Below are 19,834 nucleotides of genomic sequence, written 5' to 3'. Positions count from 1 at the left end.
CCGGCCGCGCCCGCGGAGGAAACCGCCGCCACGGCGCCGGAGCCGGATCCGGATCCGGATCCGGACGCCGACCAGACGCAGCAGCCGGAGCTCCCGCCGGCCCCGCTCGCCGAGCCCGAGTCGCCCGCTGCCCCCGCGGTGCCGGCCGCCTCCGGTGCGGCGCGCCCCGCCGCCCTGTCGCCGCGGGCGGCGCCTGCCGGTCCGTCCGGCCGGCTGCTAGGCCGGCACGACTTGCAGCCCGCGCCGCGGGCGGAGGGACTCTCGCCTTCCGCTGCCTGACGCGCCCCGTCGCCGGTCGGGGCCGGCGGCGGAGGCCGGTCGCTGTGCTGTACTGAACGGGAGTGCGCCCGTCCCAGCAAAGGGGCGGCCCCGATGGCCCCGGCCGCTGGAGGAGGGAACCCGATGAAGATCCTGATCCGCCTCGGCATGGCGTTGCTGCTCGGCGCCTGCCTGTCCGGAGCCCGGGCCGACGACGCCATCCCGCCGGAACGCCTGGGCCAGGTGAGCTTCCCCATCTCCTGCGGCGAGGGCACGCAGCAGGAGTTCGACCGGGGGATGGCGCTGTTCCACTCCTTCTGGTTCGCCCCAGCCATCGAGTCGTTCCGCAAGGTCCTGCAACGGGACCCCGGCTGCGCCATGGCCTACTGGGGCATCGCCTTCATGTCCATGGGCAATCCGTTCGGCTGGCCGGCCAATCCCAAGGCCATGGAGGCGGCCGCGTCGGCCATCGGCGAAGCCCAGCGGCTCGGTGCGCCGAGCCAGCGCGAGCGGGACTACATCGACGCCCTCGGCGTCTTCCTCGCCGACTGGCGCAACAGCGACTACCGCACCCGCGCGACGGCCCTGGAACAGGCCATGGGCAAGCTCGCCGCGACCTATCCGGACGACGACGAGTCGCAGATCCTCTATGCCCTGGTGCTGGATGCCACCGCGCCGCCGAACGACGGGACCTACGCCAACCAGCTCAGGGCCGCGAGCATCCTCGAGCCGCTGCACCGGCGGCTGCCGCAGCACCCCGGGGTGACGCACTACCTGATCCACACCTACGACTACGCCCCGCTGGCCGAGAAAGGCCTGCCGGCGGCCCTGGCCTACGCCGAGATCGCCCCCTCGGTGCCCCACGCCCAGCACATGCCCTCGCACATCTTCGCCCGCCTCGGCCTCTGGCCGGAGATGGTCAAGAGCAATCAGGTCTCCTACCAGGCGGCCAGGCGCGAACTGCAGGCCGGCACCCTGGACGTCGGCACCTACGACGCGCTGCACGCCATGGACTATCTGGTCTACGGCCATCTCCAGCAGGCCCAGGACCAGGCCGCCCGGCAACTGGTCGAGGAGGCGGCGGCGATCCGCAAGGTCAACGTGGAAAACCTGCCGGCAGCCTACGCCTTCGCCGCCATCCCGGCCCGCTACGCCGTGGAGCGGGAGGACTGGCAGCAGGCGGCGGGGCTGCAGCTGGCGCCGGCCGAGCTGGCCTGGGACAGGTTCCCCCAGGCCGAGGCCGTGCTGGTGTTCGCCCGCGGGCTGGGCGCGGCGCGCAGCGGCGATATCGCTGCGGCGCGCAAGGCGCTGCAGCGCCTGCAGGCCCTGCAGCAGAACATCGTCGCTGCCGGAGACCGCTACTGGGCGGGCCAGACCGAGGTGCAGATCGCCACGCTGAACGCCTGGACCGCCCTGGCCGAGAAGAAACCCGAAGAAGCGCTGGCCCTGATGCGCGGCGCCGCCGACAGCGAGGACGCCAGCGACAAGCACCCGGTGACGCCGGGCAATGTGGTACCGGCGCGCAAGCTACTGGGCGACATGCTGCTCGCCAGCGACCGCCCGGCCGAGGCCCTGAGCGAGTACGAGCGCTCGCTGGCGCGCGAGCCCAACCGCTTCGGCACGCTGTACGGCGCCGCCCAGGCGGCGGAGCGCGCCGGCGACCGGCAGAAGGCCGGGCACTACTACGCGAAGCTTGTGGAAGTCGCCGCCCAGCACGACACGGAGCGGCCCGAGCTGGTGCAAGCCAAGGCGTTTCTGAAGGACGCCGCAGCCGGGACCGCCGGTCAGTAGGCGCCGCCCCGGACTCATCCGGGTTCGTCGCTGCTCACCTCGACGCGCATCATGGCTCGATGGCTGCGCCGGGCCAGACCGCGCGTATCGATAAATAAATAGCCGAGAGGCCGATGGCCGACTCGGCCGCGCCTTCTTACACTGGCGCCCCGATGGCGCCGATTACCGCGCCGCAGTTCGACCCCCACCGCTATAGCGCAGAATTCACGCCATGCCCCTGACTTCCCATCTCGTCCGCCTCCCCTCCGCCGGGCTGCTGCTGATCCAGCTGCTCGGCATCCTGCTCTACCCCCTGCTGGAAGACCTGCATCAGGGACGCGCGCTGCTCAGCGCCTTCGGCGTGGTCGTGCTGGCCGCGGCGCTGCGCATGGTGCGGCGCAGCCCGGCGGTGGTGTGGATCGCCGTGGTGCTGGCCGCGCTGATCCTCGCCCTCATGCTGGCCAACGCGCTGGCTCCCGCCCCCCTGCCGGCCCTGCTGCTCGCCGCGCTGGAAGGCTCGTTCTACCTGTATGCCGCCGGCAGCCTGATCGCCTACATGATGGAAGACCAGCGCGCCACCACCGACGAACTGTTCGCCGCCGGCGCCACCTTCACCCTGCTGGCCTGGGCCTTCGCCTACCTCTTCATGGTCTGCCAGATGCTGAACCCCGGCAGCTTCGGCGCCCAGCTGGCCCCGCAGGCGCCGCGCACCTGGATGGAGCTGCTGTTCCTCAGTTTCACCACCCTCTCCGGCGTCGGGCTGGGCGACATCTTGCCGCTCACGCCCATGGCCCGCTCGCTGGTGATGCTGGAGGAGTTCTCCGGCGTGATGTACATCGCCCTGGTGGTGTCGCGGCTGATCGGCCTGACCATCGCCTCGCGGCGGCCCTGAGCGGCGCCTGGCGCGACATTTGCCAGTGCCGCAGCGCGGGTGCCTTCTCCGTATCAAAAATCCACAATATATACAAGGAAATAGCCGATATTGCTGAATTAATACTTTAATCGGCTTGCCTTGGCCCGCGGGTGCTTTCCAGTTCGCCGGCGGGTCTATAAAGTGGCGTATCAAAACGCCATCACAGCAATGGATGGCTTGCCAGTACAGGCGCGCGGACAACCCCGAACAACAAGCGTCACGCCTCACCGACAAAGCCCCGGCCGGCCGTTTCGATGACGGACGGCTCGCGAACGGAAGCAATGCAATGACCAAAGCCCATGACGGCTGCTTCGAAGCGATCCTGAACAACCTCGATGCACTGGTATACGTGGCCGACATGGAGAGCCACGAGCTGCTGTTCCTCAACCGTTATGGGCGCCACCTGTACGGCGAGCCGGCCGGCAAGAAATGCTGGCAACTGCTCCAGGCGGGGCAGACCGGCCCCTGCAGTTTCTGCAGCAATCCGCTGCTGGTCGACGCCCACGGCGAGCCGGCCGGCGTCCATGTCTGGGAAATCCAGAACACCCGCAACCTGCGCTGGTACGAATGCCGCGACCGGGCCATGCGCTGGGAGGACGGCCGCCTGGTGCGCGTCGAGGTCGCCATCGACATCACCGAGAGCAAGCGCATCAAGGAAGAGCTGGCCGCCGCCAAGCTGCGCGCCGAAGCCCTGGCCCACGCCGACGAGCTGACCGGCCTGGACAACCGGCGGGCCTTCGTCAGCCGGGGCCTGCAGCTCTTCCACCACGCCTCCCGCCATGGCCGGGCCATCTCGGTCATCATGTTCGATCTGGATCACTTCAAGCTGATCAACGACACCCACGGCCACTACGTCGGCGATCGGGTGCTGATCGCCGTGGCCAACAACGTCCGTCCGCTGGTGCGCGAGAGCGACATCCTCGGCCGTCTGGGCGGCGAGGAGTTCGCCTTGATACTGCCGGAAACCCGCCTGTCGGAGGCGCTGAACGTCGCCGAGCGGCTGCGCGCGACCATCGCCGACATCCTCATCGAGAACGGTGAGGCGCTCATCCGCTGCACCTCCAGCTTCGGCGTGGCCGCCTGCGACCATGGCAGCAAGGATCTCGACGAGATGCTCTGCGAAGCCGACGACGCCCTGTACCGGGCCAAGGAGTTCGGCCGCAACCGGGTGGAATACTGCGGCTGACCCCGGCGGACGAGCCCGTCCCCAGCGCGCCCCCGTCTAGTGCCTAGTGCAACAGGCCCTCGGCGCGCATGGCCTTCTCCACCGCCGGCCTGGCGGCGACGCGTTTCTGGAACGCCAGCAGGGAGGGCCAGCGCGACAGGTCGATGTGCATCGGCCCGGCCCAGTTGAGGATGGTAAACAGGTAGGCGTCGGCGACGCTGAAGCGGGAACCGGTCAGGTAGTCCTGCCCGGTGAGGGCATTGTCCAGGTAAGCCAGACGCTTCTCGATGTTGGCCAGCAGGGCGGCCTTCCACTCCTCGTTGAGGTCCGGCCGGAACAGGGGCCCGAAACTCTTGTGCAGCTCGCTGCCGATGAAGGCCAGCCACTCCTGGACGCGGAAGCGCTTGAGGCTGCCGGCCGGGGGCAGCAGGCCGCCTTCGGGCAGGTGCTCGGCCAGGTAGTTGAGAATGGCCGGAACCTCGGTGAGCCGTTGCCCGTCGTTCAACTGCAGGGTCGGCACATAGCCCTTGGGATTGATGGTGTTGAAATTGTCTCCGCTCTCCGTGGTGTGGCTCTTCAGATCCACCTTCACCAGCTCATGGGGCAGCCCCAGCTCGCAGAGGACGATGTGCACGGCCATGGAACAGGCACCGGGGGTGTAATAGAGCTTCATCGCTTCACGTCTCCATTATCGTTGCAGCCTCAGCCAGCTTAGGCCGCCCCCGCCGACCTCGCCATTACGGCAATGGCCGAGCCGGACGGCCGCGTCCCGGAAAGCCCCGGCTTTCCCCCGCGCCGGCTCGGCGAATCTCGGCTATACCTTCGTCAGGGCAGGAGACATGCCCGCGCCTCTGAGCCAGGGAATCAGGCGGTTCCGGCGCCTGCCCCGGGCACCCGCTCCGGCCATCCTCCAGCCCCGGCGGTTCCAGCCCATGGCGTCATCGACCGACTCGCCAAGACGAAGGAGCAACCCCATGAAACGTTCCACCCTCGCCCTCCCCGGGATAGTGCTCGCCGCCCTGCTGCTCGGCAGCTGCACCTCGAAAATCACCAAGCCCGAGCAGTACTCCGGGTTCCTCTCCGACTACTCGCGCCTGGAGCGGGCCGAATCCGCCAGCGGCTATCCGGTCATGCGCTGGATCGCGCCCGGGTTCAGGCCGGAGAACTACCGCCAGGTGCTGGTGAAGAGCATCCGCTTCTACCCCACGCCGGAGCCGACCAAGCAGATCAGCGCCAAGACCCTGGACGACCTGCAGAAATACCTGTCCGACAAGGTCACGGCGGCATTCAGCCGGCGCTACACGGTCGGCCCGCTGACCTCGGCGCAGGAGGAAGCCATACCCGCCTCGCAGACCCTGATCCTGCGTGCCGCCATCACCGGCGTGTCCACCGGGGTCAAACCGCTTAGGCCCTACGAGGTGCTGCCGATCGCCATCGCCGCCGCCGCCACCATGACCCTGATCGGCGAACGCAACCAGAACACGGAACTCTTCGTCGAGGCCGAACTGATCGACGCCAGCACCGGCCAGCCGGTGGTGCAGGTGGTGCGCAAGGGCTACGGCAAGGAACTGTCGAGCCGCCGCCAGCAGCTCAGCCTGGAGAACCTCAAGGGCGTGATCGACACCATGGTGCGCGACATCGATCAGTTCAGGTGATGACGGGAAGGATCCCGGGAGAAAACGGGGCAGAGGCCGCATCGCCACGGCCTCTGTAATGGGACGCCAGCCGACCGGCTGGCCGGGGATCAGTCGTGGTGGCCGCCGGGCTCGCCCATGTAGGTGTCAGGCACGAGCTGCAGCTTGCCGTTGTGCTCGTGACAGACGCCGTTATGGGTCCGGCCTTCCTCGCCGGTGAAGCTGACCTTGTCGCCGGCCGCCTTGCCTTCGCAGGCCTTGACCGCCTCGGGCGGCAGCATCATGTGATGGTGTTCGGGCATCAGCATCAGCTTGCCATCCATCTCGTGGCAGACGCCGGTAAGGCTCTTGCCGTCGGGACCGTTCAGGGTCGCCTTGTCGCCCGCCTGCTTGCCGACACAGGCCTCGACCGCGCCCGGCGGCGGTCCCATGTGCTGACCGGCTCCTTCATGCCCGTGCTCGTGCTCTCCGGCCATCGCCATGGGTGCGGCGAAACAGGCCAGCAATGCGATATGACGAAACTTCAGCATTTTTTACCTCGTTGAAGGCGGGTGGGTCTTCATTACAAGGCACGCTCGTCCCGGAAATCGAGTTTCTTTACGTTCCGCATACATTGCTTACAGTCCGCACACAATTCGCACCAAAATGCAGCAAAAAAGCCGCAAAAAAGCTCGATGGCGGTGCGAAATCCAGGCGATTCGGAGCGGCGACCGGAGAAAGATCGGAGCCCGGAGAAGACTCTTCCGATCGGACGACGCCAGCGCGGTATCGGCAAAGCCTGCCGCTATCGGTAGAGGAAAAGAGAAGACCAGCGAAACGCCGGTCTTCAATGCGAGGCCTACCGGCCTCGCCGCCGTGAGCCGTCCCAGGGGGGAGATGGGGCGGCTGAGCTGAAATCAGTCGCGCTCGGGCATCGCCATCAGCTTGCCGTCCTTTTCGCGGCAGACGGCGGAATGGCTCTTGCCGTCCGGACCGGACAGGGAAACCTCGTCGCCCTCATCCTTGCCTTCGCAGGCCTTGGCCGCACCCGGCGGCGGGCCCATGCGACGGCCCTCGTGCTCGCCCCCCTCGCGCGAACCGTGCTCAGGCACCAGCACCAGCTTGCCGTCCTTTTCGCGGCAGACGCCGGAGAAGGTCTTGCCGTCCGGACCGGAGAGGGAAGCCTTGTCGCCCGCCGACTTGCCTTCGCAAGCCTCGGCCGCACCCGGCGGCGGGCCCATATGGCGACCGCCCTCCTGATGTCCGGCATCCCGCTCGGCGGCCATCGACAGCGGTGCGGCGAGACAGGCCAGCAAGGCAACATGTTGAAACTTGAGCATTTTTCACCTCATGCAAGACGTTTGAGCGGTCATTTCACCGCACGCCTTCGCCGCCGATCCAGCGCCTTTACCCTCGCCGACCCACCTTTACGCTCTCCATACATTGGTTGGCGATTGGCCTGCATTCCCTACCCGGAAGGAGGGCTGGGAGCGACCGGGGGAAATGACCCAACCTACCAACCTAGAAGTTGAGATGGTCGAAGTTGATCGGCTCGCCCGGCTTCAGGTCCAGCTTGGTGCGGATGTCGTGGTACATCGCGTCGTACTCCCGGTGATCGCGCAGCACCGGACCCTGGCGGGGGTTGAAGCCGTTGCGCACGGCGATCTGGTTGAGGGCGCGCATGAAGTCGTAGGCCACGTCGCGGTACAGCTCGCACTCGTCGGCGAAGTGCCTGCCGTCGATGTCCCCCTCCATGCGCATGTGCAGCATCTTGCCCTCCGTGGGGTCTTCGCGGACGTCATAGTAGACGTCGACGGTGAAGCCCTGCGGGTTGAACTCGTTCTTCTCGACTGCGCGATGCACATGACCCGGCTCGAACATTGGAGGTCTCCTCGTCAAAGGCCGTCCTGGGAGCCCGTCCGCCGCAGGGGGGACGAGCTCCGCCTGCGCTGAGTCTAGACACTCGGTCGCAGCCTGCACGGCGCGCCATGCCCAGCGGCGACGTTCGGCCGCCGAGCCGGGCCGGCCGGTGCGTCATGTCCTCGGACGGGCATCCGAGGAAGACACGCTCGTCTCAACCGACCACCGGTACGGGCAATCCCGCGTCAGCTCCTACACTTCCCCTGAAATCCAACCGCAGGGCAGAAACATGGATGACCTGGCAGCCCGGCTGGCACGCAGCCACGAGATTTCCACCAAGGCCGGGAAGGTGTTGCACAAGCGCATGGGCATCGCCCAGGAGAACTTCCGGGAGCGGGTGCGCCATGCCTACGACCGGGAAATCGCCGATCTGTCCACCAGGCCCGTCGCGCCGTGGAACCTCTGGAGCGACTGGTGCCGCTACGGCGTCGACGTCATCCAGCGCTCCATTCTCTTCTGGGACACGCTGCGCCAGCGCGGCAACGCCTATCTGGAGCACCTGGAGCAGGGCCAACCGCCGGTCCTGCATTTCGACTACGAGACGCTGCTGGACGGCCGCACCTTCGAGCGGCCGGTCAACTACGCCCTGTTGCGCATCGTGCCGCCGCCCGGCGTGCAGGTGGACCCGAAGCGACGGCCCTACCTGATCCTCGACCCGCGGGCCGGGCACGGGCCGGGAATCGGCGGTTTCAAGGACGACTCCCAGGTGGGAGTAGCCCTGCGCGCCGGGCATCCGGTGTACTTCATGATCTTCTACCGCGAGCCGGAGCCGGGGCAGACCCTGCTCGACGTGTGCGTCGCCGAAGAGCGCTTCGTGCACCGGGTGCGCGAGCTGCACCCGGACAGTCCCAAGCCGGTGCTGGTGGGCAACTGCCAAGGCGGCTGGGCGGCGATGATGCTGACCGCCTCGGTCCCGGACGACACGGGTCCGGTGGTCATCAACGGCGCACCCATGTCCTACTGGGGCGGTGCCTGGCAGGCCGGCGAAGGCGACAACCCGATGCGCTACAGCGGCGGGCTGCTCGGCGGCACCTGGCTCGCCTCCTTCGCCTCCGACCTGGGCAACGGCGTCTTCGACGGCGCCTGGCTGGTGCAGAACTTCGAGAACCTCAATCCGGCCAACAGCTACTGGGACAAGTACTACAACCTGTTCGCCAACATCGATACCGAGCCGCCGCGCTTCCTGGAGTTCGAGCGCTGGTGGGGCGGCTACTTCCTGATGAACCGCGAGGAGATCGAGTGGATCACCCGCAACCTCTTCGTCGGCAACCGGCTCTGGAGCGGCGACACCCGCGGTCCCGGCGGCGAGGCCTTCGACCTGCGGGCGATCAAGTCGCCGATCATCCTGTTCGCCTCCATGGGCGACAACATCACCCCGCCCCAGCAGGCCTTCAACTGGGTCGCCGACGTCTACGGCAGCACCGAGGAGATCAAGGCCCGCGGCCAGGTCATCGTCGGTCTGGTGCACCAGGAGATCGGCCACCTGGGGATATTCGTCTCGGGCAAGGTGGCGAAGAAGGAGCACACCCAGATCGTCTCGGTGCTGGAGTCCATCGAGGTGCTGCCGCCCGGCCTGTACGGCATGCACATCATCGAGCGCAAGGGCGACGGCGGCCGGGTGACCTACGAGGTGGAGTTCCGCGAGCACCGGCTGGAGGAGATCCTCCCCCGTCTCAACCGCTTCCAGCGGGTAGACGAGCGGGCCTTCGAGGCGGTGGCCGCGCTCTCCGAGTTCAACCAGCGCGCCTACCAGCTCTTCGCCCAGCCGCTGGTGCAGCTCCTCTCCAACGAGCGCACCGCCAACCTGCTGCGCGAGTTCCATCCGCTGCGGGTACAGCACTGGGGCTGCTCCGACCGCAATCCCTGGCTCTGGTGGCTAGGCCCGGCCGCCCAGGCGGTCAAGGCTCAGCGCCAGAAGCCCGAGTCCGACGCCACGCCCTACCGCCTCGAGCGGTACGGCTCCGAACTGCTCAGCGCCTCGCTGGACTGCTACCGGGCCCTGCGCGACGCCAGTTGCGAGGCGCTGTTCTTCCAGATCTACGGCAGCCTCTACTCCCTCTACCTGCCGGCCAAGGCCGAGGCGCAGCCGCAGGCGACTCCCCAGGTCGAGCCGCGGGAGCTGGACTTCGTCCGGGAAACCCTCGCCAGCCTCGATCAGGGCGGTTACGGCGAGGCCTTCGCCCGGGTGATGGCCCTGCTCGCACGCCAGGGCGATCTGCCCCTGTCGTTGCTGGCGACCCGCCAGGAGGTCGCCCGGGACTACGCCGAGCTGCTGCCCGAGCTGCCCCCGGCACAGTGGCGCCGCCTGCGCGGCGAGCAGGAAATCGTCGTCCGCTACGAACCCGAGCGGGCCCTCGCCACCCTGCCCGACCTGCTGGCCGACCCGGACGACCGCGAGCGGCTGCTGACCCTGCTGGACCGGCTGATGCAGGACGAGCGCGTGCAGCGGGCCGAGCCGACCGCCGAGCAGCGCGCCATGCTCGAACGCATCCGCAGTCTGCTGGGCAGCCGTCCGGCTCCCAAGCGCCAGGCCCCCCGGCGGGCTTCATCGAAGAAAACGGAGGGTCCCCATGACCACGGGCAAGCATGAAAAATATCGCCGGCTGATCGACTACTGCCGTTCGCTGCCGCCCACCCCCACGGCGGTGGCCCATCCCTGCGACCAGGCTTCCCTGGAAGGCGTGGTGGATGCGGCCAGGAGCGGCCTGATCGCCCCCATCCTGGTCGGCCCGCGGGAGCGGATCGAAGCCCTGGCCCAGCAGCACGGCCTCGACATCGGCGGCCTGCCCATCGAGGACGCCCCCTACAGCAGGGCCTCCGCCGCCCGGGCGGTGGAGCTGGTGCGCGAAGGGCGGGCCGAGGCGCTGATGAAAGGCAGCCTGCATACCGACGAACTGATGGGCGAGGTGGTCAAGCGCGACACCGGCCTGCGCACCGCGCGGCGGGTCAGCCACTGCTTCGTGATGGACGTGCCGGACCACGAACAAACCCTGATCATCACCGACGCGGCGGTGAACATCGCACCGACCCTGGCGGAGAAGATGGACATCACCCAGAACGCCATCGACCTGGCCCATGCCCTGCAGATCGGCGAGTCGTACCAGGAGGTGCGGGTGGCCGTTCTCTCGGCCATGGAGACGGTCAACCCCGCCGTGCCCTCCACCATCGAGGCGGCCGCCCTGTGCAAGATGGCCGACCGCGGGCAGATCACCGGCGCCGTCCTCGACGGGCCGCTGGCGCTGGACAACGCCATCAGCCTGGAGGCGGCGCAGATCAAGAAGATCGACTCGCCGGTGGCCGGCCGCGCCAACGTGCTGGTGGTGCCCGACCTGGAAGCCGGCAACATGCTCGCCAAGAGCCTGTCCTTCCTCGCCGGGGCGGATGCCGCGGGCATCGTGCTGGGCGCGCGGGTGCCGATCATCCTGACCAGCCGCGCCGACTCGCTGACCACCCGCCTCGCCTCCTGCGCGGTGGCGGCGCTGGTGGCCAAGGCCCGGCGCGAGAGCACCGGCAAGGTGGTGGGGTGAGCCCATGGAAAAGGTGATCCTGGTCCTCAACGCCGGCTCCTCCAGCCTCAAGTTCTCCCTCTTCGCCGACGCCCCCGACGGGCCGGAACTGCGCTTCAAGGGCCAGGTGGAAGGGCTCTACGGCGCGGCGCACTTCGTCGCCGTGGACACCGCCGGCCAGACCCTCGGCGAGCGCCACTGGAGCGAGGACGACCGCCTCGGCCAGGACCGCGCGGCCCTGCATCTGGTTGAGTTCCTTCGTAGTTTTCGCGATCGCTACCAGCTGCTGGCCATCGGTCACCGGGTGGTCCACGGCGGCCCGGAATTCTCCCAGCCGGCGCTGATCGACGGCGACATCCTCGCCCGCCTGGAGAAACTGGTGCCCCTCGCACCCCTGCACCAGGGACACAACCTGGCGGCGATCCGCGCGGTGGCCGAGCGGGCCCCGCAGCTGCCGCAGGTGGCCTGCTTCGACACCGCCTTCCACCGCAGGCAGCCGGAACTGGCGCAGCTGTTCGCCCTGCCAGCGGCCATCACCGGGCGCGGCGTGCGGCGCTACGGCTTCCACGGACTGTCCTACGAATACATCGCCGGCGTCCTGCCGCAGGTGGCGCCCGAGGCGGCGGACGGTCGGGTGGTGGTGGCCCACCTGGGCAACGGGGCCAGCCTCTGCGCCATGGCCGCCGGCAGGAGCATGGCCAGCACCATGGGCTTCACCGCGGTGGACGGCCTGCCCATGGGCACCCGCTGCGGCAACCTCGATCCGGGGGTGATCCTCTACCTGATGGACGAGCTGAAGATGGACGCCCGGGCCATCGAGCGGCTGATCTACAAGGAGTCTGGCCTGCTCGGCGTCTCGGGGATCTCCAGCGACATGCGCGAGCTGCTGGCCAGCGACGATCCCCGCGCCGCCCTGGCGGTGGGCCTGTTCGTCTACCGCATCGGCCGCGAGATCGGCTCCCTGGCCGCGGCCCTCGGCGGCCTCGACGCTCTGGTGTTCACCGCCGGCATCGGCGAGCACGCGCCCGAGATCCGCGAACGCGTCTGTCGAGACGCCGCCTGGCTCGGCCTGGAATTCGACGAAGCGGCCAACGCCGGCGGCGGCCCGCGGATCAGCACGGCCTCCAGCCCGGTCTCGGCCTGGGTGATCCCCACCAACGAAGAACTGATGATCGCCCGCCACACCCGGCAGGCGCTCGCGCCGACCTGAGGAGACGCCCATGAGCCCGGAGCATCCCCGTCCGATCCTGCAGGGCGCCAAGGCCCTGATCACCGGCATGGCCAACGAGCACTCAATCGCCTACGGCTGCGCCAGGGCCTTCGCCGAGGTGGGCGCCGAGCTGGCCATCACCTACGCCGACGACAAGACTCGCGGCTACGTCGAGCCGCTGGCCCAGGCCCTGAAGGCGCCGATCTTCCTGCCGCTGAACGTGACCCGTCCCGACGAACTGGAGGCGGTGTTCGAGGCCATCCGCCAGCAATGGGGCAGCCTGGACATCCTGGTGCACTCCATCGCCTGGGCGCCCAAGCAGGACCTGCAGGGCGGGCTGCTCGACTCCTCGGCCGAGGGCTTCGGCCAGGCCATGGACATCTCCTGCCACTCCTTCGTGCGCATGGCCCGCCTCGCCGCGCCCCTGATGAGCCACGGCGGCAGCCTGTTCGCCATGAGCTACTACGGGGCCAGCAAGGTGGTGCCCAACTACAACCTGATGGGCCCGGTGAAGGCCGCGCTGGAAGCCTGCTGTCGCTACCTGGCCTACGAGCTGGGGCCCAAGGGCATCCGCGTCCACGCCATCTCCCCCGGCCCGCTGAAGACCCGCGCCGCCTCCGGCCTCAAGGACTTCGACCTGATGCTCAACCAGGCCGCCCAGCGCGCGCCGCTGGGCGAGCTGGTGGACATCATGGACGTCGGCTTCACCTGCGCCTACCTGGCCACCCCCTACGCCCGTCGCCTGTCCGGCGAGACGCTGTACGTGGACGGCGGCGTGAACATCATGGCCTGAGCGGGGCGCCGAGCATGAAATCCACGGACGGCTGGTTCGGCTCCCTGCGCGCCCCGACCCGCGTCGGCTGGCGGCTCGCCCTGCTGGGCCTCGCCCTGCTCGCCGGCTGCGGCGAGGAGAAGCAGGTGGCGACGCGCGCTCCCACCGAGGTGACGGCGATGACGGTGACGGCCCGGGACACCCCGGTGACCTTCGAATTCGTCGCCCAGACCCAGAGCTCCCGCGAGGTGGAGATCCGCGCCCGGGTCGCCGGCTTCCTGGAAAAACGCCTGTACACCGAGGGCGAGCTGGTCAAGGAGGGCCAGGTCCTGTTCCAGATGGACCGCAAGCCCTTCGAGGCGGAGCTGCTCTCGGCCCGCGGCCAGTTGGCCCAGCAGGAGGCGCGCTGGGAGACGGCCAAGCTCGATCTGACCCGCTTCCGCCCGCTGGCGGCCCGGGGCGCGATCAGCCAGAAGCAACTGGACGACGCCATCAGCAGCGAGCTGCAGGCCCGCGCCAGTGTGCTCAGCGCCCAGGGCGTGCTGCGCACCGCCGAGCTGAACCTCGGCTACACCACCATCGTCTCGCCGCTGACCGGCCTGTCCAGCTTCGCCAAGAAGCAGGAAGGCAGCTACGTGACCCCCGGCGAAGAGGGCCTGCTGACCTCCGTGGCGCAGATGGACCCGATCTACGTCAACTTCAGCATCTCCGAGAACGAGCTGCTGAAGTACCGCAGCGAGATGGCCGCCGGCCGGCTGAAATTCCCGCCCAACAGCGAGTTCGAGGTGGAGGTGGTGCTGGCGGACGGCTCGATGGTGCCCGAGCGCGGCCGGCTGAACTTCGCCGACTTCTCCTTCAGCAAGGAGACCGGCACCTTCCTGGTGCGGGCGGTGGTGGCCAACCCGAACGGTCTGATGCGCCCCGGCCAGTTCGTCCGCGCCCTGCTCCAGGGGGCGGCGCGGCCCAACGCCATTCTGGTGCCGCAGCGGGCCGTGCTGCAGGGCGCCAAGAGCCAGTACGTGTGGGTCATCGACCCGCAGGGCAAACCCGAGCAGCGCGTGGTGGACGTGGGCGACTGGCACGGCGACGACTGGTTCATCACCCAGGGCCTGCAGGTCGGCGAGCGGGTGGTGGTGGACGGGGCGATCCGTGTCGCGCCCGGCGTGCCGCTGAAGATCGTCGAGGCGCCCACGCCGGCGCAGCCCGCCGCCGCCGCGGCCGGACCCTGAGCGAGCCGCCGCCATGAGCATCTCCCACTACTGCATCGACCGGCCGATCTTCGCCTCGGTGATCTCCATCGTCATCACCCTGGCCGGCGCGGTGGCGATGCTCAATCTGCCCATCGCCCAGTATCCGGACATCACCCCGCCGCAGATCACCGTGTCCGCCACCTACCCCGGCGCCGACGCCGAGGTGGTGGCCAACAACGTGGCCGCGCCCATCGAGCAGCAGGTCAACGGCGCCGACAACATGATCTACATGAACTCGTCCAGTTCGGCGACCGGCAACATGACCCTCAACGTCTACTTCGAGATCGGCACCGATCCCTCGCTGGCCCAGGTGGACGTGCAGAACCGGGTCAACCTGGCCCTGCCGCAGCTGCCCTCGGCGGTGCAGACCCAGGGCATCCAGGTACAGAAGAAGTCCTCGGCCTTCATGATGGTGATCGCGGTCTACTCGCCGGACAACCGCTACGACAGCACCTACATCGCCAACTACGCCAACCTCTACCTGCTCGACGCGATCAAGCGCATTCCCGGCGCCAACCAGGCGAGCATCTTCGGCACCCCGGACTACGCCATGCGCATCTGGCTCAAGCCCGACCGCATGGCCCAGCTCGGCATCACCGCCACCGACGTGCAGCAGGCGGTGGCCAACCAGAACCAGCAGTTCGCCGTCGGCCGCATCGGCCAGTCGCCCACCGGCGAGGCGGTGGAGCAGTCCTTCGCGGTCACCACCAAGGGCCGCCTGACCCAGCCGGAGGAGTTCGAGGACATCATCATCCGCGCGGCCAGCGGCGGCGCGGCCATCGTCCGCCTGCGCGACGTCGGCCGCGCCGAGCTGGGGCAGAAGGACTACTCCCTGCGCGGCACCTACCAGGGCAAGCCGGCGACCCTGATGTCGGTGTACCAGCAGCCCGGCGCCAACGCCCTGGACGTGTCCAAGGCGGTCACCGCGACCCTGGCGGAGATGAAGAAGAGCTTCCCCGAGGGCATCGAGTACAAGATCGTGATGGATACCACGGCCTTCACCCGCGCCTCGATCAGCGAGGTGGTGCACACCTTCTTCGAGGCCCTGGTGCTGGTGGTGGTGGTGGTCTACGTGTTCCTGCAGAGCCTGCGCGCCACCCTGATCCCGGTGCTGGCGGTGCCGGTGTCCATCGTCGGCACCTTCATCGGCATGACCGTCATGGGCTTCTCCATCAACATGCTGACCCTGTTCGGCATGGTGCTGGCGATCGGCATCGTGGTGGACGACGCCATCGTGGTGATCGAGAACGTCGAGCGAAACATGCAGGTCCACCAGATGAGCCCCAAGGACGCCGCCAAGCGCGCCATGGACGAGGTGGCCGGCCCGGTGGTGGCCATCGTCCTGGTGCTCTGCGCGGTGTTCGTTCCGGTGGCCTTCATGGGCGGCATCACCGGCCAGCTCTACAAGCAGTTCGCCATCACCATCGCCATTTCCGTGGTGATCTCCGGCCTGGTCGCCCTGACCCTGTCGCCGGCCCTGGCCGCCCTGCTCATCAAGCCCGCCCACGGCCAGAAGCGCGGCTTCTTCCGCTGGTTCGAGCGCAACTTCGAGCGCATGACCGAGGGCTACTCGCGCTCGGTGGCCTTCATGATCAAGCGCTTCGTGCTCGGGCTGCTGCTGTTCGCCGGGATGGTGGTGCTCACGGTGCTGATGGCGCAGCGCATCCCCGGCGCCTTCCTGCCGCCGGAGGACCAGGGCTACCTGCTCGGCGCGGTGATCATGCCCGACGCAGCCAGCCTGGACCGTACCAGCGAGGTGGGCCAGCTGGTCAGCGACTACTTCATCGGGAACGAAGCGGTCGAGGGCGTGGCCGTGGTCAACGGCTACAGCCTGCTGGACAGCCAGAACAAGAACAACGCCGGCGCCTTCTTCGTCGGCTTCAAGGATTTCGAGGAACGCTACAAGGACGCGGACAGCATCCGCGCGCAGAGCGCCCCGGCGGTCATCCGGGCCGCGGCCGGGGCCTTCTCGAAAGTGCTGGAAGGCATCGTCCTGCCGGTCAACCCGCCCTCGATTCCCGGCCTGGGCACCACCGGCGGCATGGAGGTGTGGGTGCAGAGCAAAGGCGACGCCAGCATCGGCCAGTTGGCCGAGGTGGTCGGCAACTTCGTCGCCGAGGCGAAGAAACGCCCGGAGCTGGGCGGCATCACCTCCACCTTCAACGCCGCCTCGCGTCAGCTGCTGGCCGACGTGGACCGGGAGAAGGCGGTGACCCTGGGCGTACCGGTGGAGGACGTGTACAGCACCATGCAGACCATGTTCGGCTCGCTATACGTGTCCCAGTTCAACAAGTTCAGCCGCCTGTGGCAGGTGATCCTGCAGGCCGAGCCGGCCTACCGCCTGAAGGTCGAGGACCTGCAGCAGATCTACGTGCGCAACGGCACCGGCGAGATGGTACCGCTCAAGGCCCTGGTGACCAGCCGCTACGTCACCGGCCCGGACCTGGTGACCCGCTTCAACAACTTCCCGGCGGTGAAGATCACCGTCAACGCCGCGCCGGGCTACAGCTCCGGGCAGGCGCTGGCGGCCCTCGAACAGGTCGCCGGGCAGGTCCTCTCCAGCGACTACGCCATGGCCCTGAGCGGCGAGGCGTTCGAGGCGAAGAAGAGCGGCGGCACCTCGTCCCAGGTGTTCGTCTTCGGTCTGGTCATGGTGTTCCTGATCCTCGCCGCCCAGTACGAGAAGTGGACCCTGCCGCTGGGCGTGCTGCTGGCGGTACCCTTCGCCCTGTTCGGCGCGCTGCTGGCGATCCTCCTGCGCGGCCTGGTCAACGACGTGTACTTCCAGATCGGCCTGACCATGCTGGTGGCCCTGGCGGCGAAGAACGCCATCCTGATCTTCGAGTTCGCCGTGCTCAACCGCGAGCAGGGCATGTCCGTGTTCGACGCGGCGATGACCGCGGCCCGGGAGCGCCTGCGCCCCATCGTGATGACCTCGCTGGCCTTCATCCTCGGCTGCGTGCCCCTGGCCATCGCCGTCGGCGCCTCGGAAAACAGCCGCCACTCCATCGGTACCGGGGTGATCGGCGGCATGCTGGCGGCGACGGTGATCGCCGTGTTCTTCATCCCGATGTTCTACTACCTGGTGGAGCGGCTCTCCGAAAAGGCCAGCGCCAAGAAGCAGCCCGCCCCCCCACCATCCCATCCCGCCGAACCGCCGACGCTGGGCGGCACCCTGAGCGGCGCGCCCCAAGACAAGCGCGAGGGGGACTGAGCGGGAGCGGAAAACCAGGGGTCTCCCTGGCTCCAGTCGATGGCTGGCTGTTCGGCGAAGCGTCGAAGGCTCGGCCAGACCTGAGGGCATTGCAGAGCGGCCTTTGACCGATGTTGCCGCCCTGGTTAGCTGCCTCCGATTGCCAGGCGAATGGCGGCAAAGCCGAAGATGCCTGAGAACGCCAGCGTCGAGATCTTCCGGATGGAACGCGAGCCGGAGAAGCGCTTGGCAACGCTGGATGCGGCAAGCGCATAGACCACATCGAACAAGAACCCCAGCCCGACCAGAACGCTGCCGAGAATCAGGTACTGCGCTGCGAGGTCGTGCTGCGTCGAAACGAACTGGGGCAACAAAAGCGCGCAAAACATCAACGCCTTGGGATTCAGCAGATTGGTCAGAACCCCTCGCTGAATCGCCGCCCAGCCGGCACCTGTTTCCGTCGCGATTTCCGTTGCGTCGCCATCAGCGCGGCTGAGTATCTTCCAGGCAAGCCACATCAAGTACGCCGCGCCCACCCAGCGCACGCCATCGAACAAGATCGGGTGGGTATGGAACAGCGCTGCCAGACCGAGCGCGGACAGCGTGACATGCAGCGTCCTGGAGAGAGCCAGTCCGAGGGCAGCCATCAGGCCGCTCTTCGGGCCTCGTAAAGCCGAGGTGGAGATGACCAATGCCATGTCCGGACCAGGCAGCAGATAGACCGCCGCCAGCGCGGCCATGAAAACAAGAAGGTCCGACGGATCGATCATCACAGCGCTCGACAGCAGGCTAAAGGATGAAGAATATTCCCATGATCGAGGGGAAATTTTGCCGCTATCTTTCCGGTGAGCGGCTTATTCTTCGCAAGAGTCTTTCAATATCGCGACCAAGATGAAATGAATCCGCCAAATGCCATTCTCGACGAAACCGACCGGGCCATCCTGAGAGCGCTGCAAGCGGATGGCAGGTTGTCCAATGCCAGGCTGTCCGAGAAGCTGGCTCTGAGCGAAACGCCGTGCTGGCGTCGTCTGAAACGTCTCGAGGCAGAGGGGGTCATCGAGGGCTACCAAGCCAATCTCAGCCGAAAGAAACTCGGGTATGGCGTCGTGGCGTTCGTTCAGGTGACCTTGGGCAACCATGCCGGAGAAACGCCGTTGCTCTTCGAAAGGCTCGTGGCCGGCATGCCCGAGATACTGTCCTGCCATAACGTCACCGGCGACTGCGACTACATGATGCAGATAGTGGCCGCAGACCTCGATGCTTACGGGACCTTTGTTCGAGACCGCCTACGCAAACTGCCCGGTGTGGCATCGATCCAGTCGAACCTTTCCCTGCGAGACGTGAAGTCCTCGTCTGCACTGCCAATTTGACGAGGCAAAAACAGCAGCATCGCGAATTCGCTCGCCCCCAAGCGATATCGGCCGCACGCTTCCGGCTACCCGACAGGGAAGCGTGCAAGCCCTCGAGCGGAGCGGGTTTCAGCGCTCGACGGGGGTGATCTTGGTTCCTTCGAGGCCGAGTCCCGCCATCAGGCCCTGCTGACTGAAGATGAAGGCATAGGCATCGTCGCGCAGCGTGGTGGACGACAGCTTTTTCGCGACCCCGGCATTGACGACGGTAACCGACGGCCCCACGCCGATTTCCCAGCCACTGCTTTTGCGCAGATAGTCCAAGGCCTTGTCGTTCATCAGGAACAAGACGTAGCCGTACGACTGGGCGCCGGCCTGCAGCCCGTAGGTGCCGCTCACGGTGTTGTAATAGCCCTGCACCTTGGAATCGACGATCAACTCACCCTCGCCGTAGCTGCCGCCGACGATGAGCCCGGCCTTGATGATCTTCGGAAAGACGAGAATCCCCTTGGCCTGCCTGGCGATCTCCCGGGCCTCCGGATTGGTCGAGTAGAGCGTCTTCAGCGCCTGCCGGGAATCCTGGTCGATGTTCTCGGCGGTCGAGGACGATCCCGAACCGGCACAGCCGGTCGCCAGCAGCGCAAGGCCTGCGAGCAGGAGCGAGAAAAGCAGTTTTCGTGACATATCCTTGATCTCCCTGGGGGATCGCAGGTCACTCGCGCGCCTTGGCGCAAGCCCCGGATCGGCTGGTCTTCAGCCGTAAACCCCTGCCCGGCTCGCTTCACGGTCTGAAGGATAGATCGGATTTTCCGGCGTGCTTTTCCCTTCCCGAGCTTTCCGATGAAAGCGGCGATCGGCACGGAGAACGGCAGCAGGCCCGATGAGCGTGGCGGGGGCGCGCCGGCTCCCGACGGA

General features: G+C 67.6%; 17 protein-coding genes and 1 pseudogene. 12 read left to right on the top strand and 6 right to left on the bottom strand.

What is annotated here, in order from left to right:
* The 4 genes and pseudogenes from ACFOJE_RS08775 to ACFOJE_RS08760 all read left to right on the top strand — a co-directional run.
* Positions 1–279: pseudogene (locus ACFOJE_RS08775) on the top strand (hypothetical protein); the annotation flags it as partial.
* 123 nt (positions 280–402) lie between these two features.
* A complete protein-coding gene (locus ACFOJE_RS08770; protein WP_377813944.1) occupies positions 403–2,049 on the top strand; it encodes a tetratricopeptide repeat protein in 1,647 nt (548 codons plus the stop codon).
* Between the two features lie 211 nt (positions 2,050–2,260).
* The gene (locus ACFOJE_RS08765; RefSeq protein WP_377813943.1) at positions 2,261–2,920 is read left to right on the top strand and encodes a potassium channel family protein; all 660 of its coding nucleotides are present in this window, start codon (positions 2,261–2,263) and stop codon (positions 2,918–2,920) included.
* Between the two features lie 307 nt (positions 2,921–3,227).
* Positions 3,228–4,127, top strand: coding sequence for a sensor domain-containing diguanylate cyclase (locus ACFOJE_RS08760; RefSeq protein ID WP_377813942.1), 900 nt, complete (start codon positions 3,228–3,230; stop codon positions 4,125–4,127).
* A 43-nt stretch (positions 4,128–4,170) separates the two neighbouring features.
* On the opposite strand, the gene gstA is transcribed toward ACFOJE_RS08760, so the two are convergent.
* Positions 4,171–4,779 carry a glutathione transferase GstA gene (gstA, locus tag ACFOJE_RS08755; RefSeq protein ID WP_377813941.1) on the bottom strand — a complete coding sequence of 203 codons (609 nt, stop codon included), beginning with the start codon at positions 4,777–4,779 and terminating at the stop codon, positions 4,171–4,173.
* A 301-nt stretch (positions 4,780–5,080) separates the two neighbouring features.
* On the opposite strand from gstA, the gene ACFOJE_RS08750 reads away from it, so the two are divergent.
* The gene (locus ACFOJE_RS08750; protein ID WP_377813940.1) at positions 5,081–5,761 is read left to right on the top strand and encodes a DUF3313 domain-containing protein; all 681 of its coding nucleotides are present in this window, start codon (positions 5,081–5,083) and stop codon (positions 5,759–5,761) included.
* 89 nt (positions 5,762–5,850) lie between these two features.
* On the opposite strand, the gene ACFOJE_RS08745 is transcribed toward ACFOJE_RS08750, so the two are convergent.
* The 3 genes from ACFOJE_RS08745 to ACFOJE_RS08735 all read right to left on the bottom strand — a co-directional run bounded on the left by ACFOJE_RS08745 (position 5,851) and on the right by ACFOJE_RS08735 (position 7,600).
* Positions 5,851–6,270: a hypothetical protein gene (locus ACFOJE_RS08745; protein WP_377813939.1), complete on the bottom strand. Its 420-nt coding sequence runs from the start codon at positions 6,268–6,270 to the stop codon at positions 5,851–5,853.
* Positions 6,271–6,636: 366 nt separating this feature from the next.
* Positions 6,637–7,059 carry a hypothetical protein gene (locus tag ACFOJE_RS08740; protein WP_377813938.1) on the bottom strand — a complete coding sequence of 141 codons (423 nt, stop codon included), beginning with the start codon at positions 7,057–7,059 and terminating at the stop codon, positions 6,637–6,639.
* 181 nt (positions 7,060–7,240) lie between these two features.
* A complete protein-coding gene (locus ACFOJE_RS08735; RefSeq protein WP_377813936.1) occupies positions 7,241–7,600 on the bottom strand; it encodes a DUF5064 family protein in 360 nt (119 codons plus the stop codon).
* Between the two features lie 268 nt (positions 7,601–7,868).
* Between ACFOJE_RS08735 and ACFOJE_RS08730 the strand changes: the two genes are divergently transcribed.
* Genes ACFOJE_RS08730 through ACFOJE_RS08705 form a run of 6 tightly spaced genes read left to right on the top strand, consistent with a single transcriptional unit; the run spans position 7,869 to position 17,591 of the window.
* Positions 7,869–10,229 (top strand): DUF3141 domain-containing protein, encoded by a 2,361-nt coding sequence (locus ACFOJE_RS08730; protein ID WP_377813935.1) that lies wholly within the window; start codon positions 7,869–7,871, stop codon positions 10,227–10,229.
* Positions 10,210–11,166: a phosphate acetyltransferase gene (locus ACFOJE_RS08725; protein WP_377813934.1), complete on the top strand. Its 957-nt coding sequence runs from the start codon at positions 10,210–10,212 to the stop codon at positions 11,164–11,166. The genes ACFOJE_RS08730 and ACFOJE_RS08725 overlap by 20 nt, the downstream gene beginning before the upstream one ends.
* A gap of 4 nt (positions 11,167–11,170) precedes the next feature.
* Positions 11,171–12,355, top strand: a complete 1,185-nt coding sequence (locus tag ACFOJE_RS08720) for an acetate/propionate family kinase (protein WP_377813933.1) — start codon at positions 11,171–11,173, stop codon at positions 12,353–12,355.
* 10 nt (positions 12,356–12,365) lie between these two features.
* On the top strand, positions 12,366–13,148 hold the full coding sequence (gene fabI, locus ACFOJE_RS08715) for an enoyl-ACP reductase FabI (protein ID WP_377813932.1): 783 nt from the start codon (positions 12,366–12,368) through the stop codon (positions 13,146–13,148).
* A gap of 14 nt (positions 13,149–13,162) precedes the next feature.
* Positions 13,163–14,356 carry an efflux RND transporter periplasmic adaptor subunit gene (locus ACFOJE_RS08710; RefSeq protein ID WP_377813931.1) on the top strand — a complete coding sequence of 398 codons (1,194 nt, stop codon included), beginning with the start codon at positions 13,163–13,165 and terminating at the stop codon, positions 14,354–14,356.
* Between the two features lie 13 nt (positions 14,357–14,369).
* Entirely contained in the window at positions 14,370–17,591 is a 3,222-nt protein-coding gene (locus ACFOJE_RS08705) for an efflux RND transporter permease subunit (protein WP_377813930.1), read from the top strand.
* Between the two features lie 125 nt (positions 17,592–17,716).
* Here the strand turns inward: ACFOJE_RS08705 and ACFOJE_RS08700 are convergent, their stop codons facing one another.
* Positions 17,717–18,340: a LysE family translocator gene (locus ACFOJE_RS08700; RefSeq protein WP_377813929.1), complete on the bottom strand. Its 624-nt coding sequence runs from the start codon at positions 18,338–18,340 to the stop codon at positions 17,717–17,719.
* 126 nt (positions 18,341–18,466) lie between these two features.
* On the opposite strand from ACFOJE_RS08700, the gene ACFOJE_RS08695 reads away from it, so the two are divergent.
* The gene (locus ACFOJE_RS08695) at positions 18,467–18,940 is read left to right on the top strand and encodes an Lrp/AsnC family transcriptional regulator (protein WP_377813928.1); all 474 of its coding nucleotides are present in this window, start codon (positions 18,467–18,469) and stop codon (positions 18,938–18,940) included.
* 108 nt (positions 18,941–19,048) lie between these two features.
* Here the strand turns inward: ACFOJE_RS08695 and ACFOJE_RS08690 are convergent, their stop codons facing one another.
* Complete coding sequence (locus ACFOJE_RS08690; RefSeq protein WP_377813927.1) at positions 19,049–19,603, bottom strand: lipid-binding SYLF domain-containing protein; 555 nt, start codon at positions 19,601–19,603, stop codon at positions 19,049–19,051.
* Positions 19,604–19,834 lie beyond the last annotated feature (231 nt).

It is taken from the genome of Azotobacter bryophylli, from assembly GCF_042643485.1.
GTDB lineage: Bacteria > Pseudomonadota > Gammaproteobacteria > Pseudomonadales > Pseudomonadaceae > Azotobacter > Azotobacter bryophylli.
The sequence above is the reverse complement of the archived record's forward strand: the minus strand, read 5'-3'. Positions and strand labels throughout refer to the sequence as shown.

Coding starts and splice junctions, on each gene's coding strand:
- ACFOJE_RS08770 (WP_377813944.1), top strand. CDS start 403: ATGAAGATCCTGATCCGCCTCGGCATGGCGTTGCTGCTCGGCGCCTGC.
- ACFOJE_RS08765 (WP_377813943.1), top strand. CDS start 2,261: ATGCCCCTGACTTCCCATCTCGTCCGCCTCCCCTCCGCCGGGCTGCTG.
- ACFOJE_RS08760 (WP_377813942.1), top strand. CDS start 3,228: ATGACCAAAGCCCATGACGGCTGCTTCGAAGCGATCCTGAACAACCTC.
- gstA (WP_377813941.1), bottom strand. CDS start 4,779: ATGAAGCTCTATTACACCCCCGGTGCCTGTTCCATGGCCGTGCACATC.
- ACFOJE_RS08750 (WP_377813940.1), top strand. CDS start 5,081: ATGAAACGTTCCACCCTCGCCCTCCCCGGGATAGTGCTCGCCGCCCTG.
- ACFOJE_RS08745 (WP_377813939.1), bottom strand. CDS start 6,270: ATGCTGAAGTTTCGTCATATCGCATTGCTGGCCTGTTTCGCCGCACCC.
- ACFOJE_RS08740 (WP_377813938.1), bottom strand. CDS start 7,059: ATGCTCAAGTTTCAACATGTTGCCTTGCTGGCCTGTCTCGCCGCACCG.
- ACFOJE_RS08735 (WP_377813936.1), bottom strand. CDS start 7,600: ATGTTCGAGCCGGGTCATGTGCATCGCGCAGTCGAGAAGAACGAGTTC.
- ACFOJE_RS08730 (WP_377813935.1), top strand. CDS start 7,869: ATGGATGACCTGGCAGCCCGGCTGGCACGCAGCCACGAGATTTCCACC.
- ACFOJE_RS08725 (WP_377813934.1), top strand. CDS start 10,210: ATGACCACGGGCAAGCATGAAAAATATCGCCGGCTGATCGACTACTGC.
- ACFOJE_RS08720 (WP_377813933.1), top strand. CDS start 11,171: ATGGAAAAGGTGATCCTGGTCCTCAACGCCGGCTCCTCCAGCCTCAAG.
- fabI (WP_377813932.1), top strand. CDS start 12,366: ATGAGCCCGGAGCATCCCCGTCCGATCCTGCAGGGCGCCAAGGCCCTG.
- ACFOJE_RS08710 (WP_377813931.1), top strand. CDS start 13,163: ATGAAATCCACGGACGGCTGGTTCGGCTCCCTGCGCGCCCCGACCCGC.
- ACFOJE_RS08705 (WP_377813930.1), top strand. CDS start 14,370: ATGAGCATCTCCCACTACTGCATCGACCGGCCGATCTTCGCCTCGGTG.
- ACFOJE_RS08700 (WP_377813929.1), bottom strand. CDS start 18,340: ATGATCGATCCGTCGGACCTTCTTGTTTTCATGGCCGCGCTGGCGGCG.
- ACFOJE_RS08695 (WP_377813928.1), top strand. CDS start 18,467: ATGAATCCGCCAAATGCCATTCTCGACGAAACCGACCGGGCCATCCTG.
- ACFOJE_RS08690 (WP_377813927.1), bottom strand. CDS start 19,603: ATGTCACGAAAACTGCTTTTCTCGCTCCTGCTCGCAGGCCTTGCGCTG.